The 18,114-nt window shown below is 70.1% G+C and carries 20 protein-coding genes; 3 read left to right on the plus strand and 17 right to left on the minus strand.

Features of this window, described 5'->3' with window-relative positions; all coding sequences use genetic code 11:
- Positions 1–34: 34 nt before the first annotated feature.
- From AC3FMM_RS30070 to AC3FMM_RS30100, 7 genes are all read right to left on the minus strand, one after another.
- On the minus strand, positions 35–1,501 hold the full coding sequence (locus tag AC3FMM_RS30070; protein WP_116313622.1) for an MFS transporter: 1,467 nt from the start codon (positions 1,499–1,501) through the stop codon (positions 35–37).
- Positions 1,502–1,546: 45 nt separating this feature from the next.
- Positions 1,547–3,502: a TRAP transporter large permease gene (locus AC3FMM_RS30075; protein WP_488688100.1), complete on the minus strand. Its 1,956-nt coding sequence runs from the start codon at positions 3,500–3,502 to the stop codon at positions 1,547–1,549.
- Positions 3,499–4,128 (minus strand): TRAP transporter small permease subunit, encoded by a 630-nt coding sequence (locus AC3FMM_RS30080; RefSeq protein ID WP_115712704.1) that lies wholly within the window; start codon positions 4,126–4,128, stop codon positions 3,499–3,501. Before AC3FMM_RS30080 ends, AC3FMM_RS30075 begins: the two co-directional genes overlap by 4 nt.
- Positions 4,129–4,145: 17 nt before the next feature.
- Complete coding sequence (locus AC3FMM_RS30085) at positions 4,146–5,189, minus strand: TRAP transporter substrate-binding protein (protein ID WP_232348311.1); 1,044 nt, start codon at positions 5,187–5,189, stop codon at positions 4,146–4,148.
- A 403-nt stretch (positions 5,190–5,592) separates the two neighbouring features.
- Entirely contained in the window at positions 5,593–6,288 is a 696-nt protein-coding gene (locus AC3FMM_RS30090; RefSeq protein WP_488688102.1) for an intradiol ring-cleavage dioxygenase, read from the minus strand.
- A 63-nt stretch (positions 6,289–6,351) separates the two neighbouring features.
- Positions 6,352–6,561, minus strand: a complete 210-nt coding sequence (locus tag AC3FMM_RS30095; protein WP_115682935.1) for a hypothetical protein — start codon at positions 6,559–6,561, stop codon at positions 6,352–6,354.
- A gap of 332 nt (positions 6,562–6,893) precedes the next feature.
- The gene (locus AC3FMM_RS30100) at positions 6,894–7,361 is read right to left on the minus strand and encodes a nucleoside deaminase (RefSeq protein WP_488688104.1); all 468 of its coding nucleotides are present in this window, start codon (positions 7,359–7,361) and stop codon (positions 6,894–6,896) included.
- A gap of 219 nt (positions 7,362–7,580) precedes the next feature.
- On the opposite strand from AC3FMM_RS30100, the gene AC3FMM_RS30105 reads away from it, so the two are divergent.
- Positions 7,581–8,252: an ankyrin repeat domain-containing protein gene (locus AC3FMM_RS30105; protein ID WP_488688106.1), complete on the plus strand. Its 672-nt coding sequence runs from the start codon at positions 7,581–7,583 to the stop codon at positions 8,250–8,252.
- 46 nt (positions 8,253–8,298) lie between these two features.
- Here AC3FMM_RS30105 and AC3FMM_RS30110 read toward each other — a convergent pair whose 3' ends face one another.
- Positions 8,299–8,895, minus strand: a complete 597-nt coding sequence (locus AC3FMM_RS30110; protein WP_115682914.1) for a helix-turn-helix domain-containing protein — start codon at positions 8,893–8,895, stop codon at positions 8,299–8,301.
- A gap of 128 nt (positions 8,896–9,023) precedes the next feature.
- Between AC3FMM_RS30110 and kbl the strand changes: the two genes are divergently transcribed.
- Together kbl and AC3FMM_RS30120 are read left to right on the plus strand one after the other, a co-directional pair.
- Positions 9,024–10,226 (plus strand): glycine C-acetyltransferase, encoded by a 1,203-nt coding sequence (kbl, locus tag AC3FMM_RS30115; protein ID WP_488688108.1) that lies wholly within the window; start codon positions 9,024–9,026, stop codon positions 10,224–10,226.
- A complete protein-coding gene (locus AC3FMM_RS30120) occupies positions 10,223–11,179 on the plus strand; it encodes an L-threonine 3-dehydrogenase (RefSeq protein ID WP_111521121.1) in 957 nt (318 codons plus the stop codon). The genes kbl and AC3FMM_RS30120 overlap by 4 nt, the downstream gene beginning before the upstream one ends.
- Before the next feature lie 3 nt (positions 11,180–11,182).
- On the opposite strand, the gene ccmI is transcribed toward AC3FMM_RS30120, so the two are convergent.
- Genes ccmI through ccmA form a run of 9 tightly spaced genes read right to left on the minus strand, consistent with a single transcriptional unit; the run spans position 11,183 to position 18,112 of the window.
- Entirely contained in the window at positions 11,183–12,382 is a 1,200-nt protein-coding gene (gene ccmI, locus AC3FMM_RS30125) for a c-type cytochrome biogenesis protein CcmI (RefSeq protein ID WP_414249518.1), read from the minus strand.
- The gene (locus AC3FMM_RS30130) at positions 12,379–12,846 is read right to left on the minus strand and encodes a cytochrome c-type biogenesis protein (protein WP_414249517.1); all 468 of its coding nucleotides are present in this window, start codon (positions 12,844–12,846) and stop codon (positions 12,379–12,381) included. Before AC3FMM_RS30130 ends, ccmI begins: the two co-directional genes overlap by 4 nt.
- The gene (locus AC3FMM_RS30135; protein WP_116313644.1) at positions 12,839–13,381 is read right to left on the minus strand and encodes a DsbE family thiol:disulfide interchange protein; all 543 of its coding nucleotides are present in this window, start codon (positions 13,379–13,381) and stop codon (positions 12,839–12,841) included. Before AC3FMM_RS30135 ends, AC3FMM_RS30130 begins: the two co-directional genes overlap by 8 nt.
- Positions 13,378–15,414: a heme lyase CcmF/NrfE family subunit gene (locus AC3FMM_RS30140; RefSeq protein WP_326348575.1), complete on the minus strand. Its 2,037-nt coding sequence runs from the start codon at positions 15,412–15,414 to the stop codon at positions 13,378–13,380. Before AC3FMM_RS30140 ends, AC3FMM_RS30135 begins: the two co-directional genes overlap by 4 nt.
- Positions 15,411–15,881 carry a cytochrome c maturation protein CcmE gene (gene ccmE / locus AC3FMM_RS30145; protein ID WP_111521126.1) on the minus strand — a complete coding sequence of 157 codons (471 nt, stop codon included), beginning with the start codon at positions 15,879–15,881 and terminating at the stop codon, positions 15,411–15,413. The genes AC3FMM_RS30140 and ccmE overlap by 4 nt, the downstream gene beginning before the upstream one ends.
- Complete coding sequence (ccmD, locus tag AC3FMM_RS30150; RefSeq protein ID WP_115712754.1) at positions 15,878–16,027, minus strand: heme exporter protein CcmD; 150 nt, start codon at positions 16,025–16,027, stop codon at positions 15,878–15,880. The genes ccmE and ccmD overlap by 4 nt, the downstream gene beginning before the upstream one ends.
- Positions 16,024–16,794: a heme ABC transporter permease gene (locus AC3FMM_RS30155; protein WP_111521127.1), complete on the minus strand. Its 771-nt coding sequence runs from the start codon at positions 16,792–16,794 to the stop codon at positions 16,024–16,026. The genes ccmD and AC3FMM_RS30155 overlap by 4 nt, the downstream gene beginning before the upstream one ends.
- Entirely contained in the window at positions 16,791–17,468 is a 678-nt protein-coding gene (gene ccmB / locus AC3FMM_RS30160; protein ID WP_488688112.1) for a heme exporter protein CcmB, read from the minus strand. The genes AC3FMM_RS30155 and ccmB overlap by 4 nt, the downstream gene beginning before the upstream one ends.
- Positions 17,465–18,112, minus strand: a complete 648-nt coding sequence (gene ccmA / locus AC3FMM_RS30165) for a cytochrome c biogenesis heme-transporting ATPase CcmA (protein ID WP_442784928.1) — start codon at positions 18,110–18,112, stop codon at positions 17,465–17,467. The genes ccmB and ccmA overlap by 4 nt, the downstream gene beginning before the upstream one ends.
- Between the last annotated feature and the right edge of the window lie 2 nt (positions 18,113–18,114).

Here is an 18,114-nt window from a genome sequence, read left to right on the forward strand (position 1 = left end):
GAGAAGTGGCGCAGAATTGCGCCGCGCAGCGTCTCTATTCGTCGCTGCCGAGCGGCGGCGCGATATGCTCCAGCGGGCGGCGTTCGGCATCGATGCCGAAGCGCAACGCCAGCAGCCCGGCGACGATCACCAGCGCCGCGCCGAAGCCGTAGCCCGCCGCCACTGCTTCGCGGCTGCCGCTCTCGATCAACGCGCCCAGCAGCAGCGGCGCGATGAAGCCGCCGGTGCCGGTGCCCACGGCGTAGAACACCGAGATCGCCAGCGCGCGCATTTCCAGCGGGAATACCTCGCTCGCGGTCAGGTAGGCGGAACTGGCCGCGGCGGAGGCCAGGAAGAACACGGCGGACCAGCACAGCGCCTGCGTGCGCGCGTCGAGCCAGCCCTGCACGAAGGCCCAGCCGGTCAAGGCCAGGCCAACGCCGGACAGCACGTAAGTGGCGGCGATCATGCGCCGGCGCCCCACGTGGTCGAACAACGGCCCCAGCAGCAGCGGGCCCAGCGCGTTGCCGAGCGCGAACGGAAAGATGTACAGCGCCACGCGCGCTTCCGGCACGCCGTAGAAGCGCGACAGCACCAGCGCATAGGTGAAGAAGATCGCGTTGTAGAAGAAGGCCTGCGCCACCATCAGCGCCAGCGTGATCAGGCTGCGCTGGCGAAAGCGCCGCAGCAGCAGGCGCATGACCTCGCCCACGCCGGGCGCGGCGCGGCGGCGCATCGCCACCGCCGCGCAATCGGGCGACACCGGCGGCAGCGGCCCATGGCTGGCGCGCACTTCGGCCTCGATCGCGGCAATGATGCGCTCGGCCTCGTCCAGCCGCCCGTGCGTGGCAAGCCAGCGCGGGCTCTCCGGCACATGCCGGCGCACCAGCACGATCGCCACCGCCAGCACCGCGCCGAGCGCGAAGCAGGCGCGCCAGCCCCACACCGGACCGAATACGCGCGCATCCAGCAGCACCAGGCTGAGCCCCGCGCCCAGCGCCGCGCCCAGCCAGAAACTGCCGTTGATGGCCAGGTTCACGCGTCCCCTGACGCGCGCGGGAATCAGTTCGTCGATGGCCGAATTGATGGCGGCATATTCGCCGCCGATGCCCAGGCCGGTGCAGAAGCGGCAGGCCGCAAAGAAGGCAAAGTCGGGTGCGAACGCGGTCGCCAGCGTGGCCACCATGTAGACCGCGAGCGTGGCCAGGAACAGCCGCTTGCGGCCGAGCCGGTCGGCCATGCGCCCGAACACCAGCGCCCCCAGCACCGCGCCGGCGATGTAGAGCGAGCCCGACCAGCCCACCTCGGTCGCGCTCAGCCCGAGCGTATCGGGACGCTCCAGCACCGCGCCGACCGAGCCCACCAGCGTGACCTCCAGGCCATCGAGCACCCACGCGACGCCCAGCGCGATCGCCACGCGCCAGTGCCAGCGCGACCACGGCAGGCGGTCAAGCCGCCCCGGAATGTCGGTGTGGAAGGTGGTGCCGGGAGGCGGGCTGGCGAAGGCGGTATCGGTTGGCATTGCCAACCAGTATAGGAAACGGGCGCCGCGGCATCGATGCGGCGCTCAGCGGTACAGCACGGTCGGCAGCCAGAGGCCGATTTCAGGGAAGACGTAGAGCAGCACCAGCGCAATCAGCTGGATGCCCATGAACGGCAGCATGCCGAGGAAAATCTGGTTCAGCGTGACATGGGGCGGCGCCACGCCTTTCAGGTAGAACGCGGCCATCGCCACCGGCGGCGACAGGAAGGCGGTCTGCAGGTTCAGCGCCACCAGCAGCCCGAAGAACAGCGGATCGATGCCGAAGTTGTCCAGCAGCGGGATAAAGATCGGCATGAAGATGATGATGATCTCGGTCCACTCCAGCGGCCACCCCAGCAGGAAGATGATCAGCTGCGCCAGGATCATGAACTGCACCGGCGACAGGTTCATCGACAGCACCCATTGCTCGACCAGCGCCTGCCCGCCCAGCAGCGCGAACGCGGCCGAGAAGATCGACGAGCCCACGAACAGCCAGCACACCATGGCGCTGGTCTTGGCGGTCAGCAGCACCGATTCCTTGAGCACGCCGAAGGTCAGCTGGCGGTAGGCGGCGGCCAGCAGCGCGCCGCCGAGCGAGCCGACCGCGGCGGCCTCGGTGGGCGTGGCCAGCCCGAACACGATCGAGCCCAGCACGGCGAGGATCAGCAGCGCCAGCGGGAAGAACGACGTCAGCAGCATCTTGAAGATTTCCACCCGCGCAAAGCTGAAGCGCCAGTAGAAGTACACCAGCGCCAGCCCCACCACCGCCAGCGTGATCCAGAACCAGCGCGGTGCCGCGACGGCTGCGGCGGCAGGCGTCGATGGCGCCCGGGCGTCGGTTTCGGTGGCGGCGGGCGTGGCGGACGTGGCCGGCGCGGCAGGCGTGGCAGGCGTGGCAGGCGTGGCAGGCGTGGCCGGTGCCGCGGCGGCCGGAGCCGCCGGTTCCTCCGACGGCGGTGCCGCCAGGTCGTCCACCGCCGCGCTGCTTTCCTCTGCGCCACCCAGCGACAATGGTGCCTCGACCGCGATGCTCGCGGCCGGCGCGGTGACCGCGCTGTAGATCGTCCCCATCACCAGCGCCGTTGCCAGCGCGGGCAGCAGCACGATGCCAAGCTGGCGCGCGAACACGGCACTCGGCACCTCGGCGTTGCGCGGGCCCTTGAGCGCGCGCATCAGGCCCGCGCCCAGCGCCGGCAGGGCATGGGTGGCACCGCGTGCTTCCAGCGCGCGCGCCACCGCCGGCAGCGGCACCACGCGTTCGGAAGCTGGCAGCGGCGGCGCCAGTGCGGGCTTGACCTTGGCCAGCAGCACGATGTAGACGATATAGAGTCCGGTCAGCATCAGGCCGGGGAAGAAGGCCCCGGCATAGAGCTGCACCACCGACACGCCCGCGGTGGCACCGTAGACGATCAGCAGCACCGAAGGCGGTATCAGGATCCCCAGGCAGCCGCCGGCGGTCACCGCGCCGGCCGACATCGAGGTGCTGTAGCCCGCGCGCAGCATGGCCGGGAAGGCCAGCAGGCCCATCAGCGTGACCACCGCGCCGACAATGCCGGTGGCGGTGGCGAAGATCGCGCAGGTCACCAGCGTGGCCACCGCGAGCGAGCCCGGAATCCACGCCAGCGCCAGGTGCAGGCTACGGAACAGCTTCTCGATCAAGTTCGAGCGCTCGACCAGGTAGCCCATGAACACAAACAGCGGGATCGAGATCAGGACATCGTTGGTCATGACCGCATAGGCCCGCTGCACCATCAGGTCCAGCGTCTGCTGTACCGCGATCTCGGGGTTGGCGTTGCGGTAAGCCAGCCAGGAAAACAGCACGCCCATGCCCATCAGCGTGAACGCGGTGGGAAAGCCCAGCATGATCGCCACCACGATCAGCGCCAGCATCAGCAGGCCCAGGTGCCCGCTGGTCCAGTCCCCCGGAGCCGGCATGAACCAGGCCACGGCACCGACGATCAGCACCATCAGCGACATGCCAAACCACAGTTCCTTCCTCATCGGCCGGCTCCCGGCGGGTTGTCGCGAGGCGGCGGAGCGTCGACCAGCTCGGCCGTGGGCGTGCCTTGCACCATCTCCTTGAGCTTGTCGACGTCGACTTCCTCGACATCGCCTTCGCGCAGCGGCCAGCTGCCACTGCGCAGGCACATGACGCAGCGGATGGTCTCGGCCACGCCCTGCAGCAGCAGCAGCGCGCCGGCCACCGGGATGACCGCCTTGAACGGATAGATCGGCGGGCCGTCGGCGGCGATGGAAGAGTGTTCGTTCTGCGCCAGCGAGACCTCGAAGAAGTCGATGCCGGCCCAGGCCAGCGCGATCACGCCGGGGAAGAAGAAGGCCAGGTACAGCACCAGGTCGATGCTGGCCTGCATCCGCGGCGACAGGAAGCCGTAGAGGATGTCGCCGCGCACGTGGCCGCGCTTGGCCAGCGTGTACGCGCCCGCCAGCATGAACAGCGCGCCGTACAGCATGTTGCTGGCGTCGAATACCCACGCGTGCGGCGTCCCCAGCGCATAGCGCGAGAACACCTCATAGCTGATCATCAGCGTGAGCCCGATGATCAGCCACGAGGCGGCCTGGCCGACGAAGGTGCTGAGCCAGTCGATGCGCAGCAGCAGGCGTTGCACGGCGCGCGTCCCGGGGGTCAGCCGCGCTTGGAGAAGTAATGGCTGGTGGCCAGCCGGTAGTCGACGTTGGTATCGTTCTGCCAGCGCGTGGAGCGCTGCGCGAAGGCCTTCATCGAATCATTGACCTTCTTGAACATGGGGTTCTCTTTTTCCTTGCGCGCCACGATCTCGTCCCAGATCTTCAGCTGCGCCTGCAGCACCGAGTTGGGGGTGGCGTAGAACTTCACGCCCTGCTGCTGCAGCGCCTGGTAGTCCTTGGAATAGCGGTCGATGGCCTTCATCGACATGTCGGCCGAGGCCGCGTCCACCGCGTTGGCGATCAGCGCCTTGAGCTTGGCCGGCAGCGCGTCGTAGCGCTTCTTGTTGAACAGGATCTCGAACTGCTCCGAGCACTGGTGGAAGCTGCGCAGCATGCAGATCTTGGACACGTCCTGGAAGCCCAGCGCACGGTCGGAGCTGGCGTTGTTGAACTCCGCCGCGTCGAGCAGGCCGCGGTCCAGCGCCGGCACGATCTCGGCGCCCGGCAGCGCGTTCACCGCGGCGCCCAGGCCGGTGAAGATATCGATCGACAACCCGACGGTGCGGAACTTCAGCCCCTTGAAGTCTTCCGGCTTGGTGATGGGCTTCTTGAACCAGCCCAGCGGCTGGGTCGGCATCGGCCCGTACAGGAACGACACCACGTCCAGGTTCAGGCTGCGGTAGATCTCCTGCTGCAGTTCCTTGCCGCCGCCGTACTTGTGCCAGGCCAGCAGCATGTTCGGATCCATGCCCCAGGCCGGGCCCGAACCCCACAGCGCCAGCGCCGAGTTCTTGCCGTACCAGTACGCGATCACGCCATGGCCGCCGTCCAGCGTGCCCTTGCTGACTGCGTCGATCAGATCGAAGGCCTTGACCACCGCGCCGGCGGGCAGCAGCTCGATCTTGAGGTCGCCGCCCGACATGTCGTTCACCTTGGTGACGAAGTCGCCGGCAAACTCGTGAAAAATATCCTTGGTCGGCCAGGTGCTCTGCCAGCGCATCGTGACCGGCCCCTGCGCCTTGACGATGGCCGGGAAGCCCATGGCGGCCGCCCCCGCGGCCGCGCCGGCGGCGCCGCCCAGGAAGCCGCGGCGGGACACGCTGCTGCCATGGCCGCTACCCTGACCGCTGCTCCGCTCCTCTGATTTCCTCGCCCTGGATGCCATGACCGTCTCCCTCTGATGAGTGTGGGACTACCCGCGAGCGTGCCGGCCATGGAGGACCGAGGCCGCTCGCCACTGACGCGAACACCGGAAAAGTCGGGAAAAACTGGAGCATGCGGGGCCAGCGGACGCGCGGCAGGCCTGCCGACGGGCAGGGGTGCCGGGCAGGTGGCCCGTGATTCCCTTCATGGTAGGAAAGGCACAGGGAACCACAATCTAGGGATTACCCGCGCGGTGTGCGCCGACGCACTTCGTGGCCGCGGACGAGCGACGTGCGGCCGGCTCAGGCGCGCGCGATGCCGACCGTGAAGCCGGCTTCGAGCAACCCAGGCGCTCCGGCGGCCTCGCGCACTGCCATCAGGTTGGGGCGTGGACCCGCGATCGGATCCTGCACGGTGGCGCGCGCCGGCACGCCGTGCGCACGGTAGGCCGGATGGCTGCCCAGGACCTGGCGGTTGAGCGCGTCGCTGAAATACAGCTGGCTGGTCAGCGCCTCCGCGCGCCCGAGCAGCACCTTGAAGTGGATATGGATGGCGCGCGGCGCGTACCAGCCGGGATAGATCGAGGTGAAGGTGGCGATCCCGTCGCTGTCCGCCGGCTGGACCCCTCGAAGGAAGCGCGCCTGCCGGTCGCCGCCGCCTTCGCCGCTGTAGTGGCCGTGCGCATCGCAGTGCCAGATGCTGACCAAGGCACCCGGCACCGGCGCGCAGCCATGCCCGGCATCGACCACCCGTATGCGCAGCCGCAAGGGCTGGCCGGGACGGCCATCGCGGATATCGGCGCGCACCAGGGCATCGTCCAGGTAGAACGGTCCTTCGGTGGCGGCCGGCGTCAGCAGGCAGGCCGCGGGCGTCGCCGCCGCGGCCGTGGCCGGCGCTATGCCGGCCGCCGCCAGCAGGCCGAGGTCGCGCAGGAAGCGGCGGCGCGCCGCGTCGGGGTCTGCGGGGACGCCGGCATCAGGCGCCGGGCCCGTTGTCATGGAGGCCTCCGTGGGGTTGCGGGTGGGCTGGACGGCGCTTGCCGCGAATCGGCCAACGCGGCCTCAGCGTCCCATGGCCTTGAGCATGGAATAACCGTGGCTGGTGATGCGCGGCGCCTGGCGGCGACCGTGCAGGACTTCGAGGTGAACCAATCGCTTGTCGACCAGGGCCTTGAGGTCGGTGGGATCGATCTGGCGGGAATCGGTGGAATCGAGGGAATCGGGGCCGTCGCTCAGCAACAGCAGCGTGGCAAGTTCATGCGGGCTCAGCACGTTCGTCTCCTTGGCTAGAGGGGGGCGTTTGCTGGGAGTCTGCGCGGCGACATCGCGCCGGCGGGAAGGCGTAAAACGATCGTCGGGACGACGCGGCCACATGCGTTGCACATGTTGCGCCGCAATGCGCAGCGCTGCCGCCGTCTCGCAATCCATTGGTTTGACGGGAGGCTCCGCGCGCGGTTCCTTGCTGCCGCCGGCCGTTACATGTGACCCACTGTCGCAGCGCCGTCATCTCCATACTAGCCGGCCCCGGTGACAAAGCGATGGCCATGCCGGCATCGTGGGCAAAGGGAGCGGCAGCCGTCCGCTCCCGGGCTTGCCCCTCGCCCTTATTGCGCTTGCCGCGCGCGCCAGGCTTCGTACAGGTCGACGCCCTCGTCGCGCGCCGGCACGTAGGCCAGCGTCATCTCGCGCTGCTCGAGCGGACGGGCCAGCTCGACGTAGCCGCGCTCGGCGGACAGGTCGTAAGGGGCGCCATCCTCGTTGGAATACGCGTAGTAGACCGCCTCGACCCCGGCCAGGTACATCGCCGTCAGGCACATCGGGCAGGGATAGCCGCTGGCGTATACAGTGCAGCCGCTCAGGTCGGGCTTGCCGAGCGCGCGGCTGGCGGCGCGCACCGCCTGCATCTCGGCATGCGCGCTGGGGTCGCAGGTGGCATCGACCTCGTTGACCGCGCGCGCCAGCACCGTGCCGTCCTTGACCACCACGGCGCCAAAGGGCCAGGTATTGCGCTCGCGCACGTTCTCCATGGCGAGGCGGATGGAATCCAGCAGATAGGCTTCGGTTGTCGACACGCGTTGTCTCCGTTCAGGCCTGGCCCGCGCAGGCGGACATGATGCGGGCCTCGCGACTATAGGACAGCTTGCGCGGGCACGGTGGCGCGGGTTGTTATAGAGCGTATTCGGGCGCCGGCGGGCTATTGCGGCTGGCACTGGCGCGCATTCGAATCCTTAACTTCGCGTGGCGCGGGCGGCGTGCCAGAATGCGCCCGATGTATTCCTGAAGGATTCCACATGCTGGTGGCGCGCCTGTTCGTTTCCCTGTCCCTGTTCATTGCCATGCTGACATCCGTTCCCGCCGCTGCGCGTGCAACGCCCGAGCAACAACTGCGCGACGCCGCGGCGCGCGGCGACGCCGCGCAGGTCAGCGCGCTGCTGGCCCAGGGCGCCAGCATCGACGCGCGCGACGCGCAGGGACGCACCGCGCTGCTGCTGGCCACGCACCACAACCGCGTGCAGGCGGCGCGGGTGCTGATCGATGCCGGCGCCGACGTGAACGCGCAGGACGCGATCCACGACAGCCCCTACCTGTATGCCGGCGCGCGCGGCCACAACGAGATCCTGCGCATGACGCTGGCGCACGGCGCCGACCTGCGCAGCACCAACCGCTACGGCGGCACCGCGCTGATCCCCGCCGCCGAGCGCGGCCATGTCGAGACCGTGCGCCTGCTGATCGCGGCCGGGGTGTCGGTGGACCATGTGAACCGGCTCAAGTGGACGGCCTTGCTCGAGGCCATCATCCTCGGCAACGGCGGCGCCACCCATACCGAGATCGTGCGCCTGCTGGTCCAGGCCGGCGCTGACGTGAACCTGGCCGACGGCGACGGCGTCACGCCGCTGCAGCATGCGCGCCAGCGCGGCTATACGCAGATACAGCAGATCCTCACGGCCGCCGGCGCACGCTGAGCGGCCCGGGCCGCCGCGCAGGCGCGCGGCCGCCTGCCTTTGCGTGTCAGCCCGGATGCACTACAACCAGTAGTGCGGTGGCCGTGGTCTTGCCACCATTGGAGATCGCATGTGCGACATCGGCCGCATAGCGCGCGGTCTCGCCGTGCCGCAGCTTCTTCTCGTCGGCGCCCGCGCGCACCGTCATCGATCCGCTCAGCACCGACAGGTGCTCCTGGGTGCCGGCCTCGTGGGGCTCGGAGGCCAGCACGCCGCCGGCCTGGATCGTCAGCTCATACCACTCGAAGCGCCCGGCCAGATCGATCGGCCCCAGGATGCGCAGGTCGCAGCGCGTGTCCGGGCTCTTCAGCGAAGGGATCGCGTGCGGCTGGACCACGGTGATGCCGCCGCCGGGACGCTCCGCGGCGCCGCCGGCGAGGAAGTCGGTCAGGCTCACGCCGAGCGCATTGGCCAGCCGCCACAGCACCGCCACGGTCGGATTGGCCAGGTTGCGTTCGATCTGCGACAGCATCGACTTGGACACACCGGCGCGGCGCGACAGTTCGTCGAGCGACAGCCGCTGCTGCTGGCGCAGCGCCTGCAGCGCCATGCCGACGGCGGGCGGCCCGTCGGCCGGCGGGGTCTGGAGCAGGGCTTGCGTCATGGAATGATGTTCGTTATATTGCGCAAAATGTTCGATATACAGAACATGTTCGATTTATCGATCGGATCGTAGCACATCCGCCTGCACACCAATCGACCGATCCACCACCCAGACCCAGGAGCCAAGCCATGCCGAATGCCCAGGCGTTCTATGCGTCCATCCGCGACGAGCTGCAATCCATCCGCGACGCCGGGCTGTACAAGAACGAGCGCGTGATCGCGACGCCGCAAGGCGCGCGCGTGCGCACCAGCGACGGCCGCGAGGTCATCAACCTGTGCGCCAACAACTATCTGGGCCTGTCGTCGCACCCACGCGTGATCGAGGCCGCGCACGAAGCGCTGCGCACGCACGGCTTCGGCCTCAGCTCGGTGCGCTTCATCTGCGGCACGCAGGACCTGCACAAGACGCTCGAGGCCCGGCTGTCGAGCTTCCTCGGCACCGAGGACACCATCCTCTACGGCTCGGCCTTCGACGCCAATGGCGGCCTGTTCGAAACGCTGCTGGGGGCGGAAGACGCGGTCATCAGCGATGCGCTCAACCACGCCTCGATCATCGATGGCATCCGCCTGTCCAAGGCGCGGCGCTACCGCTACCAGCACAACGACATGGACGACCTGCGCGCGCAGCTGGAGCAGGCCCGCGCCGACGGCGCGCGCTACACGCTGGTGTTCTCCGACGGCGTGTTCTCGATGGACGGCACCGTGGCACGCCTGGACCAGATGCGTGCGCTGTGCGACGAGTACGGGGCGCTGCTGGGCATCGACGAATGCCATGCCACCGGCTTCATGGGCCAGCGCGGCCGCGGCACGCACGAGGCGCGCGGCGTGTTCGGCAAGATCGACATCATCACCGGCACGCTGGGCAAGGCGCTGGGCGGCGCGTCCGGCGGCTTCACCAGTGCGCGCAAGGAAGTGGTGGGGCTGCTGCGCCAGCGCTCGCGGCCGTATCTGTTCTCGAACACGGTGGCGCCGGCCATCGTGGGCGCGTCGATCGCGGTGCTCGATATCCTTGAAGGCAGCACCGAACTGCGCGACCGGCTCGAGCGCAACACCAGGTTCTTCCGCGCCGGGCTGGACCAGCTGGGCTACGACGTCAAGGCCGGCGACCACCCCATCATCCCGATCATGGTCTACGACGCCGACAAGGCGCAGCAGCTGGCGCAGCGGCTGCTGGAGCTGGGCGTGTACGTGGTGGGCTTCTTCTACCCGGTGGTACCCAAGGGCCAGGCCCGCATCCGCGTGCAGATGAGCGCGCTGCATGACGAGGCCACGCTGCAGGCGGCGCTGGACGCCTTCGGCCAGGCCGGCCGCGAACTGGGGCTGATCCGATGACCGACGGCACTCCCAGGATCCTGATCGTCGGCGCCAACGGCCAGATCGGCTCCGAGCTGGCACTGGCGCTGGCCGAGCGCTACGGCCGCGGCAGCGTCATTACCTCCGACGTGGTGCCGACCGGCCGCCACGTGCACATCACGCACGAGATGCTCAACGCCACCGACCGCGGCGAACTCGCCACCGTGGTCGAGCGCCATGGCATCACGCAGGTCTACCTGCTGGCGGCGGCGCTGTCGGCCACCGGCGAAAAGGCGCCGCAGTGGGCCTGGAACCTGAACATGACGAGCCTGCTCAACGTGCTGGAACTGGCGCGGCAGACCGGGCTGGAGCGCGTGTTCTGGCCCAGCTCGATCGCGGCGTTCGGCCCGACCACGCCATCGGTGGATACGCCGCAGAAGACCGTGATGGAGCCGACCACCGTCTATGGCATCTCCAAGCAGGCGGGCGAGGGCTGGTGCCGCTGGTACCACGCCAACCACGGCGTCGATGTGCGCAGCGTGCGCTATCCGGGGCTGATCTCGCACAAGACGCCGCCTGGCGGCGGCACCACCGACTATGCGGTCGATATCTTCCATGCTGCCGTGAAGGGCGAGCCCTACACTTGCTTCCTGAAGGAAGACGAGGCCCTGCCGATGATGTACATGCCCGACGCGCTGCGCGCGACCATCGAACTGATGGAGGCACCTGCGGAACGGCTGGGCGAACGCGGCAGCTACAACATCGCCGGCACCACCTTCACGCCCGCGCAGATCGCCGCGGCGATCCGCAAGCATGTGCCGGACTTCGAGATCCGCTACGAACCCGACTACCGCCAGGCGATCGCGCAAGGCTGGCCGGATTCGATCGACGATTCGGTGGCGCGCGCGGACTGGGGGTGGAAGGCGCAGTACGGCCTGGAGGAAATGGTCGCGGACATGCTGGCCAACCTGAGGGCGACGCTGGCCGCCTGAGCGCTATGGCACGGCGGCGTCGATCGCGATCCGCACGCCTTCGCTGCCGACTGCCAGCGGACCGCTGCGCCCGACCAGGTCGCCCGACTGCGGCATGGCATTGCCGCTTGCTGAAACGCGCGCCTCCACCACCACCTGCGTGTGCGCCGACAGCTTGCGGTCGGGCCGCATCGCCATTGCGTCGTCCAGCGTGAACGTCAGCGGCAGGTCGCGCGCCTGCCGGCGCACCACCGCCAGCGGCATGCGCGAGCCGTCGGCGGGCAGGGCGTAGACGAACAGGGTGTCGCCCGGCTGCGGCGTGCGCCCGGCCCTTTCGCTAAGGGTGACCATGCCGGTGATCTTCGCCGGCGGCGCGGCGGAATCGCCGCGCGCCGCGACAAGGTTTGCGGCCACGCGCGCCGCGGTCTGCGAATCCGGGGGCAGCAGCCGGTGCAGGTGTTCCCAGTAGCCGATCGCCGCCTGTTTGTCGCCGCGCTCCACCGCCGCGCTGGCCGCCAGCGCCAGGGCCTTGGGGTCATCCGGGTCCAGCGCCAGCGCCCGGCCGATCTCCGCCATTGGCAGACCTTGCAGTGAGCCATGGTTGAGACTGGCCAGCACATCGGCGTAATCGGCGCGCAGCGATGCCACCTCTGGCGCCAGCTCGACGGCGCGGGCGTAGGCCGCCGCAGCGTCGGCATGCCGCTCCAGCACGCTGTAGGAGCGCGCCAGCATGGCCCAGCCTTCGGGATCGGCCGGCGCTTCGCGCAGCCGCTGCGCCAGCTGGTTGACCATGCCTTCGACCTGCGCGCCGCTGAGCTGGTGCTGGCTGCCGCCAACGTCCGGCATGTCGCCGGCGCGCCAGAGCGCGACGGGGTTGCCCAGGTGCAGGTAGAGCAGGATGGCGGCGCTCGGCAACGCCGCCAGCAATGCCGCGGCGAGCAGGGGGGAAGTGCTGGCGCGGTGCGTGCCGGTGGCGGTGTCCGCGGCTTCATCCAGCAGCCGGCGGCCGAGTTCGTCGCGGGCTTCGGCATGCCGGGTCGCGCTCAGCGTGCCGGTGCGCAGGTCGGCGTCGAGCTCGCGCAACTGGTCGCGGTACAGGTCGACCAGCAGCGTGCGCTCCGGCGTGCCAGGGTCAGGAGTGGCGAGGCGGCGCAGCAGCGGCCACAACAGCCCGGCCATGGCGGCGGCGATCAGCGCGGCGGCGAGCAGCCAGAAGGTCGTCATGGTTGTCGGGGGCTGGCAGGATCGGTGGCGTCGTTGAGCAGTCTTTCAAGGTGGCGCCGGGCGCTGTCGTCGAGTGCAGCGCCCGTGCCGCGGTGACTTGCGCGAGCCCGCACGACTGCCCATGCGACGCCGGCAACCAGCAGCAGCGGGCCAAACCACAACAGCCACGTCAGCGGCCGCAGCGGCGGCTTGTACAGCACGAAGTCGCCATAGCGCTGTACCAGGTAGTCCTTGACCGACTGCTCGCTGGCGCCGCCGCGCAGCTGTTCGCGGATCTGGCGGCGCAGGTCGACGGCCAGGTCGGCGTTGGAGTCGGCCAGCGTCTGGTTCTGGCACACCAGGCAGCGCAGTTCATTGGACAGCGCATGCACGCGCGCATCGAGCTCGGCCTCGGTCGGCGCGGCAGCCGCCAGCACTGGCAGCCAGCATAGCCACAGGGCAAGCGCAGCGCGAAGCCTATGCATGGCCACCTCCCTGGCGCTGCAGGCGCTCGATCAGCGGGATCAGCTTCTGCTCCAGCACCTCGCGCGTGACGGGGCCGACCTGGCGGTAGCGCACCACGCCGTGCTGGTCGATGACAAAGGTCTCGGGCACGCCATAGACGCCGTAGTCGATCCCCACGCGCCCGTCGGCGTCGACCAGCGATGCGGTGTAGGGGTCGCCGAGCCGCTGCAGCCAGTCGCGCGCGGCGCCGGCCTCGTCCTTGTAATTCAGGCCGTACAGTGGCACCGGCGCGCGCGCGGCGAAGTCGACCAGTACCGGATGTTCGGTGCGGCAGGCCGCGCACCACGAGGCCCACACATTCAGCAGCCACACCTTGCCGCGCATGTCGGCGGACGCCAGCGTGCGGCCTTCCGGTTCCAGCAGCGGCAGCGTGAAGGCGGGCGCGGCCTTGCCTACCAGCGGCGAGGGCAGTTCGCGCGGATCGTGGCGCAGGCCCGCGGCCAGCGCGACAGCGAGCGCGAGGAAGGCGGCGAGCGGCAGCAGGAAACGCGTCATGCCGGCGTCTCCTCGCGCGTGGAAGCCAGTGCGGGCGCGGCAGGGGCACTCGTCGGCGCGGGAGCGGCTTCGGCCGCGGCGCGGCGGCGCAGCCGGTAGCGCTTGTCGCACGCGGCCAGCAGGCCGCCCAGCGCCATCAGCACGCAGCCCGCCCAGATCCAGTCGACGAAGGGCTTGACGTGGATGCGCACGGCCCAGGCGCTGCCGTCGGCGCCGTTGGACACGTTCTCGCCCAGCGCCACGTACAGGTCGCGCGTCAGGCCGCTGTCGATCGCGGCCTCGGTGGTCGGCATGTCCTGGCTGCGGTAGATGCGGCGCTCGGGATGGAGCACTGCCACGCGCTTGCCGTCGCGCGAGGCGGTCAGCGTGCCGCGCAGCGCGTCGTAATTGGGACCGGCGGCCTGCCTCACGCCGGCGAAGCGGAAGTCGTAGCCGCCGACACTGACGGTATCGCCCGCGCGCATCGGCAGTTCGCGCAGGCTTTCCTGTCCGGTGACCAGCGTCACGCCCGCGATGAAGATGCCGACGCCGGCGTGCGCCAGCAGCATGCCCCAGTAGCTGGGCGCGAGCTGGCGCAGCGCGCTGAACCTGCGCCCCTGCTGATGGCGCAGCCTGCCCGCCAGGCTCGCCACCGCGCTCAGCACGCACCATGCCGCCAGCAGCAGCCCAAGCCCGGTCATGGCGGAGGTGTTGCGCAGCACCAGCAGCAGTCCCAGGCCGATGGCCACGCTGGCGATGCCGGCCCAGCGCAGCCGCCGCGCCATGTCGGGCAGGCTGCCATGGCGCCAGCGCGCCAGCGGCGCCGCGCCCATCAGCAGCACCGCGGGAGCCATCAGCGGCACGAACACCTGCTCGAAGTAGGCAGGCCCGACCGAGATCTTGCCCAGCCCCAGCACATCGACCAGCAGCGGGTAGAGCGTGCCGAGCAGCACCGTTGCCGCCGCCACCGCCAGCAGCACGTTGTTGGCCAGCAGCAGCGACTCGCGCGAGACCGCGGCAAACTCGACCCGCCGCGACACGCCCGACAAGCGCGGCGCGCGCCATGCGTACAGCGCCAGCGCAATGCCGGTGACCAGGCCCAGCAGGGCCAGGATGAAGATGCCGCGCCTGGGATCGACCGCGAACGCATGCACCGAGGTCAGCACGCCGGAGCGGACCAGGAAGGTGCCGAGCAGGCTCAGCGAGAACGTGAAGATGGCGAGCAGCACGGTCCACGCGCGGAACGCCCCGCGCTTCTCCGTGACCGCCAGCGAATGCATCAGCGCGGTCCCCGCCAGCCACGGCATGAACGAGGCGTTCTCGACCGGATCCCAGAACCACCAGCCGCCCCAGCCCAGTTCGTAATACGCCCAGGCGCTGCCCAGCATGATGCCCAGCGTCAGGAAGGCCCACGCCACCGTGGTCCACGGCCGCGACCAGCGCGCCCAGGCGGCGTCGACGCGCCCGGCCAGCAGTGCCGCCACGGCGAAGGCGAAGGTCACCGAGAAGCCGACATAGCCCATGTAGAGCAGCGGGGGGTGGAAGACCATGCCGGGGTCCTGCAGCAACGGATTGAGGTCGCGCCCCGCCATCGCCGGCGGCAGCAGCCGCACGAAGGGGTTGGAGGCAAACAGCAGGAACAGCACGAAACCAGCGCTGATCGCTCCCATCACGCCCAGCACGCGCGCCACCGTGGCCAGCGGCAGCTGGCGGCTGTAGCGCGCCACCGCCAGCGACCACAGCGCCAGCATCAGCGTCCACAGCAGCATCGAACCTTCATGCCCGCCCCATACCGCCGCAATGCGGTAGGCAAGCGGCAGCGCGCTGTTGGAATTGGCGGCGACATAGCGCACGCTGAAGTCGTTGGCGACGAAGCCCCATGCCAGCGCCGCGAACGACAATGCCACCAGCGCGCATTGCACGCGCGCAGCCGGCCGCGCCACCGCCATCCACGCCAGCCTGCCGCGCGCCACGCCCGCCAGCGGCACTGCCGCCTGCACCAGCGCTACCAGCAGCGCGACGATCAGCGCGAAGTGCCCCAGTTCGGCGATCATTGGCGCGCTCCCTGCGCGGGGGCCCCGGCCATGCGGCGGTTCACCTGTTCAGCCTGCTTGAGCGCGTCGGCGGCTTCGGGCGGCATGTAGTTCTCGTCGTGCTTGGCCAGCACCTCGCTGGCAATGAATGTGCCGTCGGCTTCCAGCTTGCCGCGCGCGACCACGCCCTTGCCCTCGCGGAACAGGTCGGGCAGCAGGCCGCGGTAGAGCACCGGCACCTGCCGCGCGGTGTCGGTGACGACGAAGCGCACGGTCATGCCGTCGCCCTCGCGCCGGATCGAGCCGGGCTCGACCAGTCCGCCAAGCCGGAAGCTGCGCGCCACCGGCGCTTCCTGCGCCGCCACCTGGCTCGGGCTGAAGAAGAACACCAGGTTGGAGCGGAAGGCATTAAGTACCAGCGCCAGCGCGATGCCGCCGCAGGCCAGGGCCGCGGCGAGCATGCCGAAGCGGCGCTGGCGCGGCGTCATCGGCGCGTGCCGGCCTGTTTCGCACCGGCGCGGCAGCGGCGCGCCAGCAGCGCCAGTTCCAGCGCCAGCAGCAGCGCGCTCATGCCGAACGCGCCGGCGATGAAGATGCCATGGCCTCCATAGGGGAGCAGCGACGACAGGGTCATGATGTCTCTCCGGTGGGCGGCACCTCGCCGCGTTCGCGCAGGATGCAGCGCACGCGCACCAGCGCTACGGCGATGGTGTACATCCAGCATGCCAGCGTCATCAGCAGCATGCCGGCCAGCATCGTGGCCGCCATCGACGGCGCCGCCGTCAGGCTGACCGAAGCGCCCTGGTGCAGCGTGTTCCACCACTGCACGGAGAAGTAGATCACCGGGATATTGGCCACGCCCACCAGCGCCAGCACCGCGCAGGCACGCTCGGCGCGGCGCGGCTCGTCGATGGCGGATTCCAGCGCGATAAAGCCGAGGTACAGGAACAGCAGGATCAGCTCGGAGGTCAGCCGCGCATCCCAGACCCACCAAGTGCCCCACGTCGGCTGGCCCCACAGCGCACCGGTCCAGAGCGCCAGCGCCGTGAACAGCGCGCCGGTGGGCGCCAGCGCCGAGGCCATCATCGACGACAGCCGCGTGCGCAGCACCAGCGCCAGCGCGCAGTAGCAGGCCATGACCAGGTAGATGAACATCGACATCCATGCCGCCGGCACGTGGATGAAGATGATGCGGTAGACCTCGCCCTGCTGCGCATCGGTGGGCGCCACGGCAAAGCCGACATACAGGCCGGCGAGGGCAAGCACCGCCGCCGCGGCGAAGAACCACGGTGCCATGCGCCCGGCCAGCGGATAGAACCGCACCGGCGCCGCGTATGCCATCCAGGCAAAGCGCGCCCGCGGCGCTCCGGCGGTATGCAGCGAGGGCAGCGGCTGGCTCATGCCGGCGTCTCCATGGCGATGCGTAGCCCCGCGGCGGCGGCCAGCGGGCACAGGAACAGCGACAACGCCAGGCACGCGCCCAGCAACGAGAACTGCGGCACCACGTCGAGCCCGGCGTCGGCCGCCGCCGCGGCACTGGCGCCGAACACCAGCACCGGCACGCACAGCGGCAGCACCAGGATGCACAGCAGCACCGCGCCGCCGCGCACGCCCAGCGTCAGCGCCGCGCCCACGGCGCCGATCAGGGAGAGCGTCGGCGTGCCGACCAGCAGCGAGGCCGACAGCAGCAGCGAGGCACCCCACGGCAGCCCGTACTGCTGCGCCAGCAACGGTGTCAGCAGCAACAGCGGCAGCCCGCTGGTCAGCCAGTGCGCCGCGATCTTGGCCAGCACCAGCAGCGCCAGCGGATGCGGTGACAGCAGCAACTGGTCGAGGCTGCCATCCGCGTGCTCCTGCGCGAACAGCCGCGACAGCGACAGCATCGACGCCAGCAGCGCCGTGACCCACAGGATCCCGGGCGCCAGCGCGCGCAACTGCTGCGGCTCGGGACCGAGCGCCAGCGGGAACAGGCTCGCGGCGATGACAAAGAACACCACGCTGCCGAGCAGGCTGCCACGCCGGCGCCAGGACAGCGACACGTCGTGCGCGACGATGGCGGCCAGGGTGCGGGTCATGCCGCCGCCTCCAGCCGCAGCACCGCGCCGCCGTTGCGCAGCAACTGGTGGGTGGCGATCACCGCCATGCCGCCCGCTGCCAGGTGCGCGTCGAGCTGTGCGTCGAAGCGCGCGCAGGCGTCGGCATCCAGCGCCGCCACCGGTTCGTCGAGCAGCCACAGCGCGCGCCGCGCCAGCGACAGGCGTGCCAGCGCCACGCGCCGCCGCTGCCCTTGCGACAGCGCGCGCACCGGCGTGTGCGCGAGACGCTCCAGTGCCTGCGCGGCCAGTGCATTCGCGACCGCGCCGGCCGCGTCGCTGCCGGCCATGCGTGCGGCAAAGCGCAGGTTTTCAGTCGGGCTCAAATCCGGGTCGATGCCATTGGCATGGCCGACATAGGCCAGCGCCTGCAGGTAGGCAGGATCGCCGGCGCGCAGTGGCCGGCCGTGCCAGTGCAGCGTGCCTTCGTCCGGCACGGCGAGGCCGCACAGCACGCGCAGCAGGCTGGTCTTGCCGCTACCGTTGGCCCCCAGTACCTGCAGCAGGCAGCCCGGCGACAGCGCCAGGTCGATGCCGCGCAGCACCGGGCGGGCGGCGCGCGACAGGCCGAGCCCTTCAACGCTCAGCGCGGGCGCATGATCTGGCCGGGCGGCGGGTAGCAGCACGC

The sequence above is a fragment of the Cupriavidus sp. 207A1 genome (assembly GCF_057798955.1).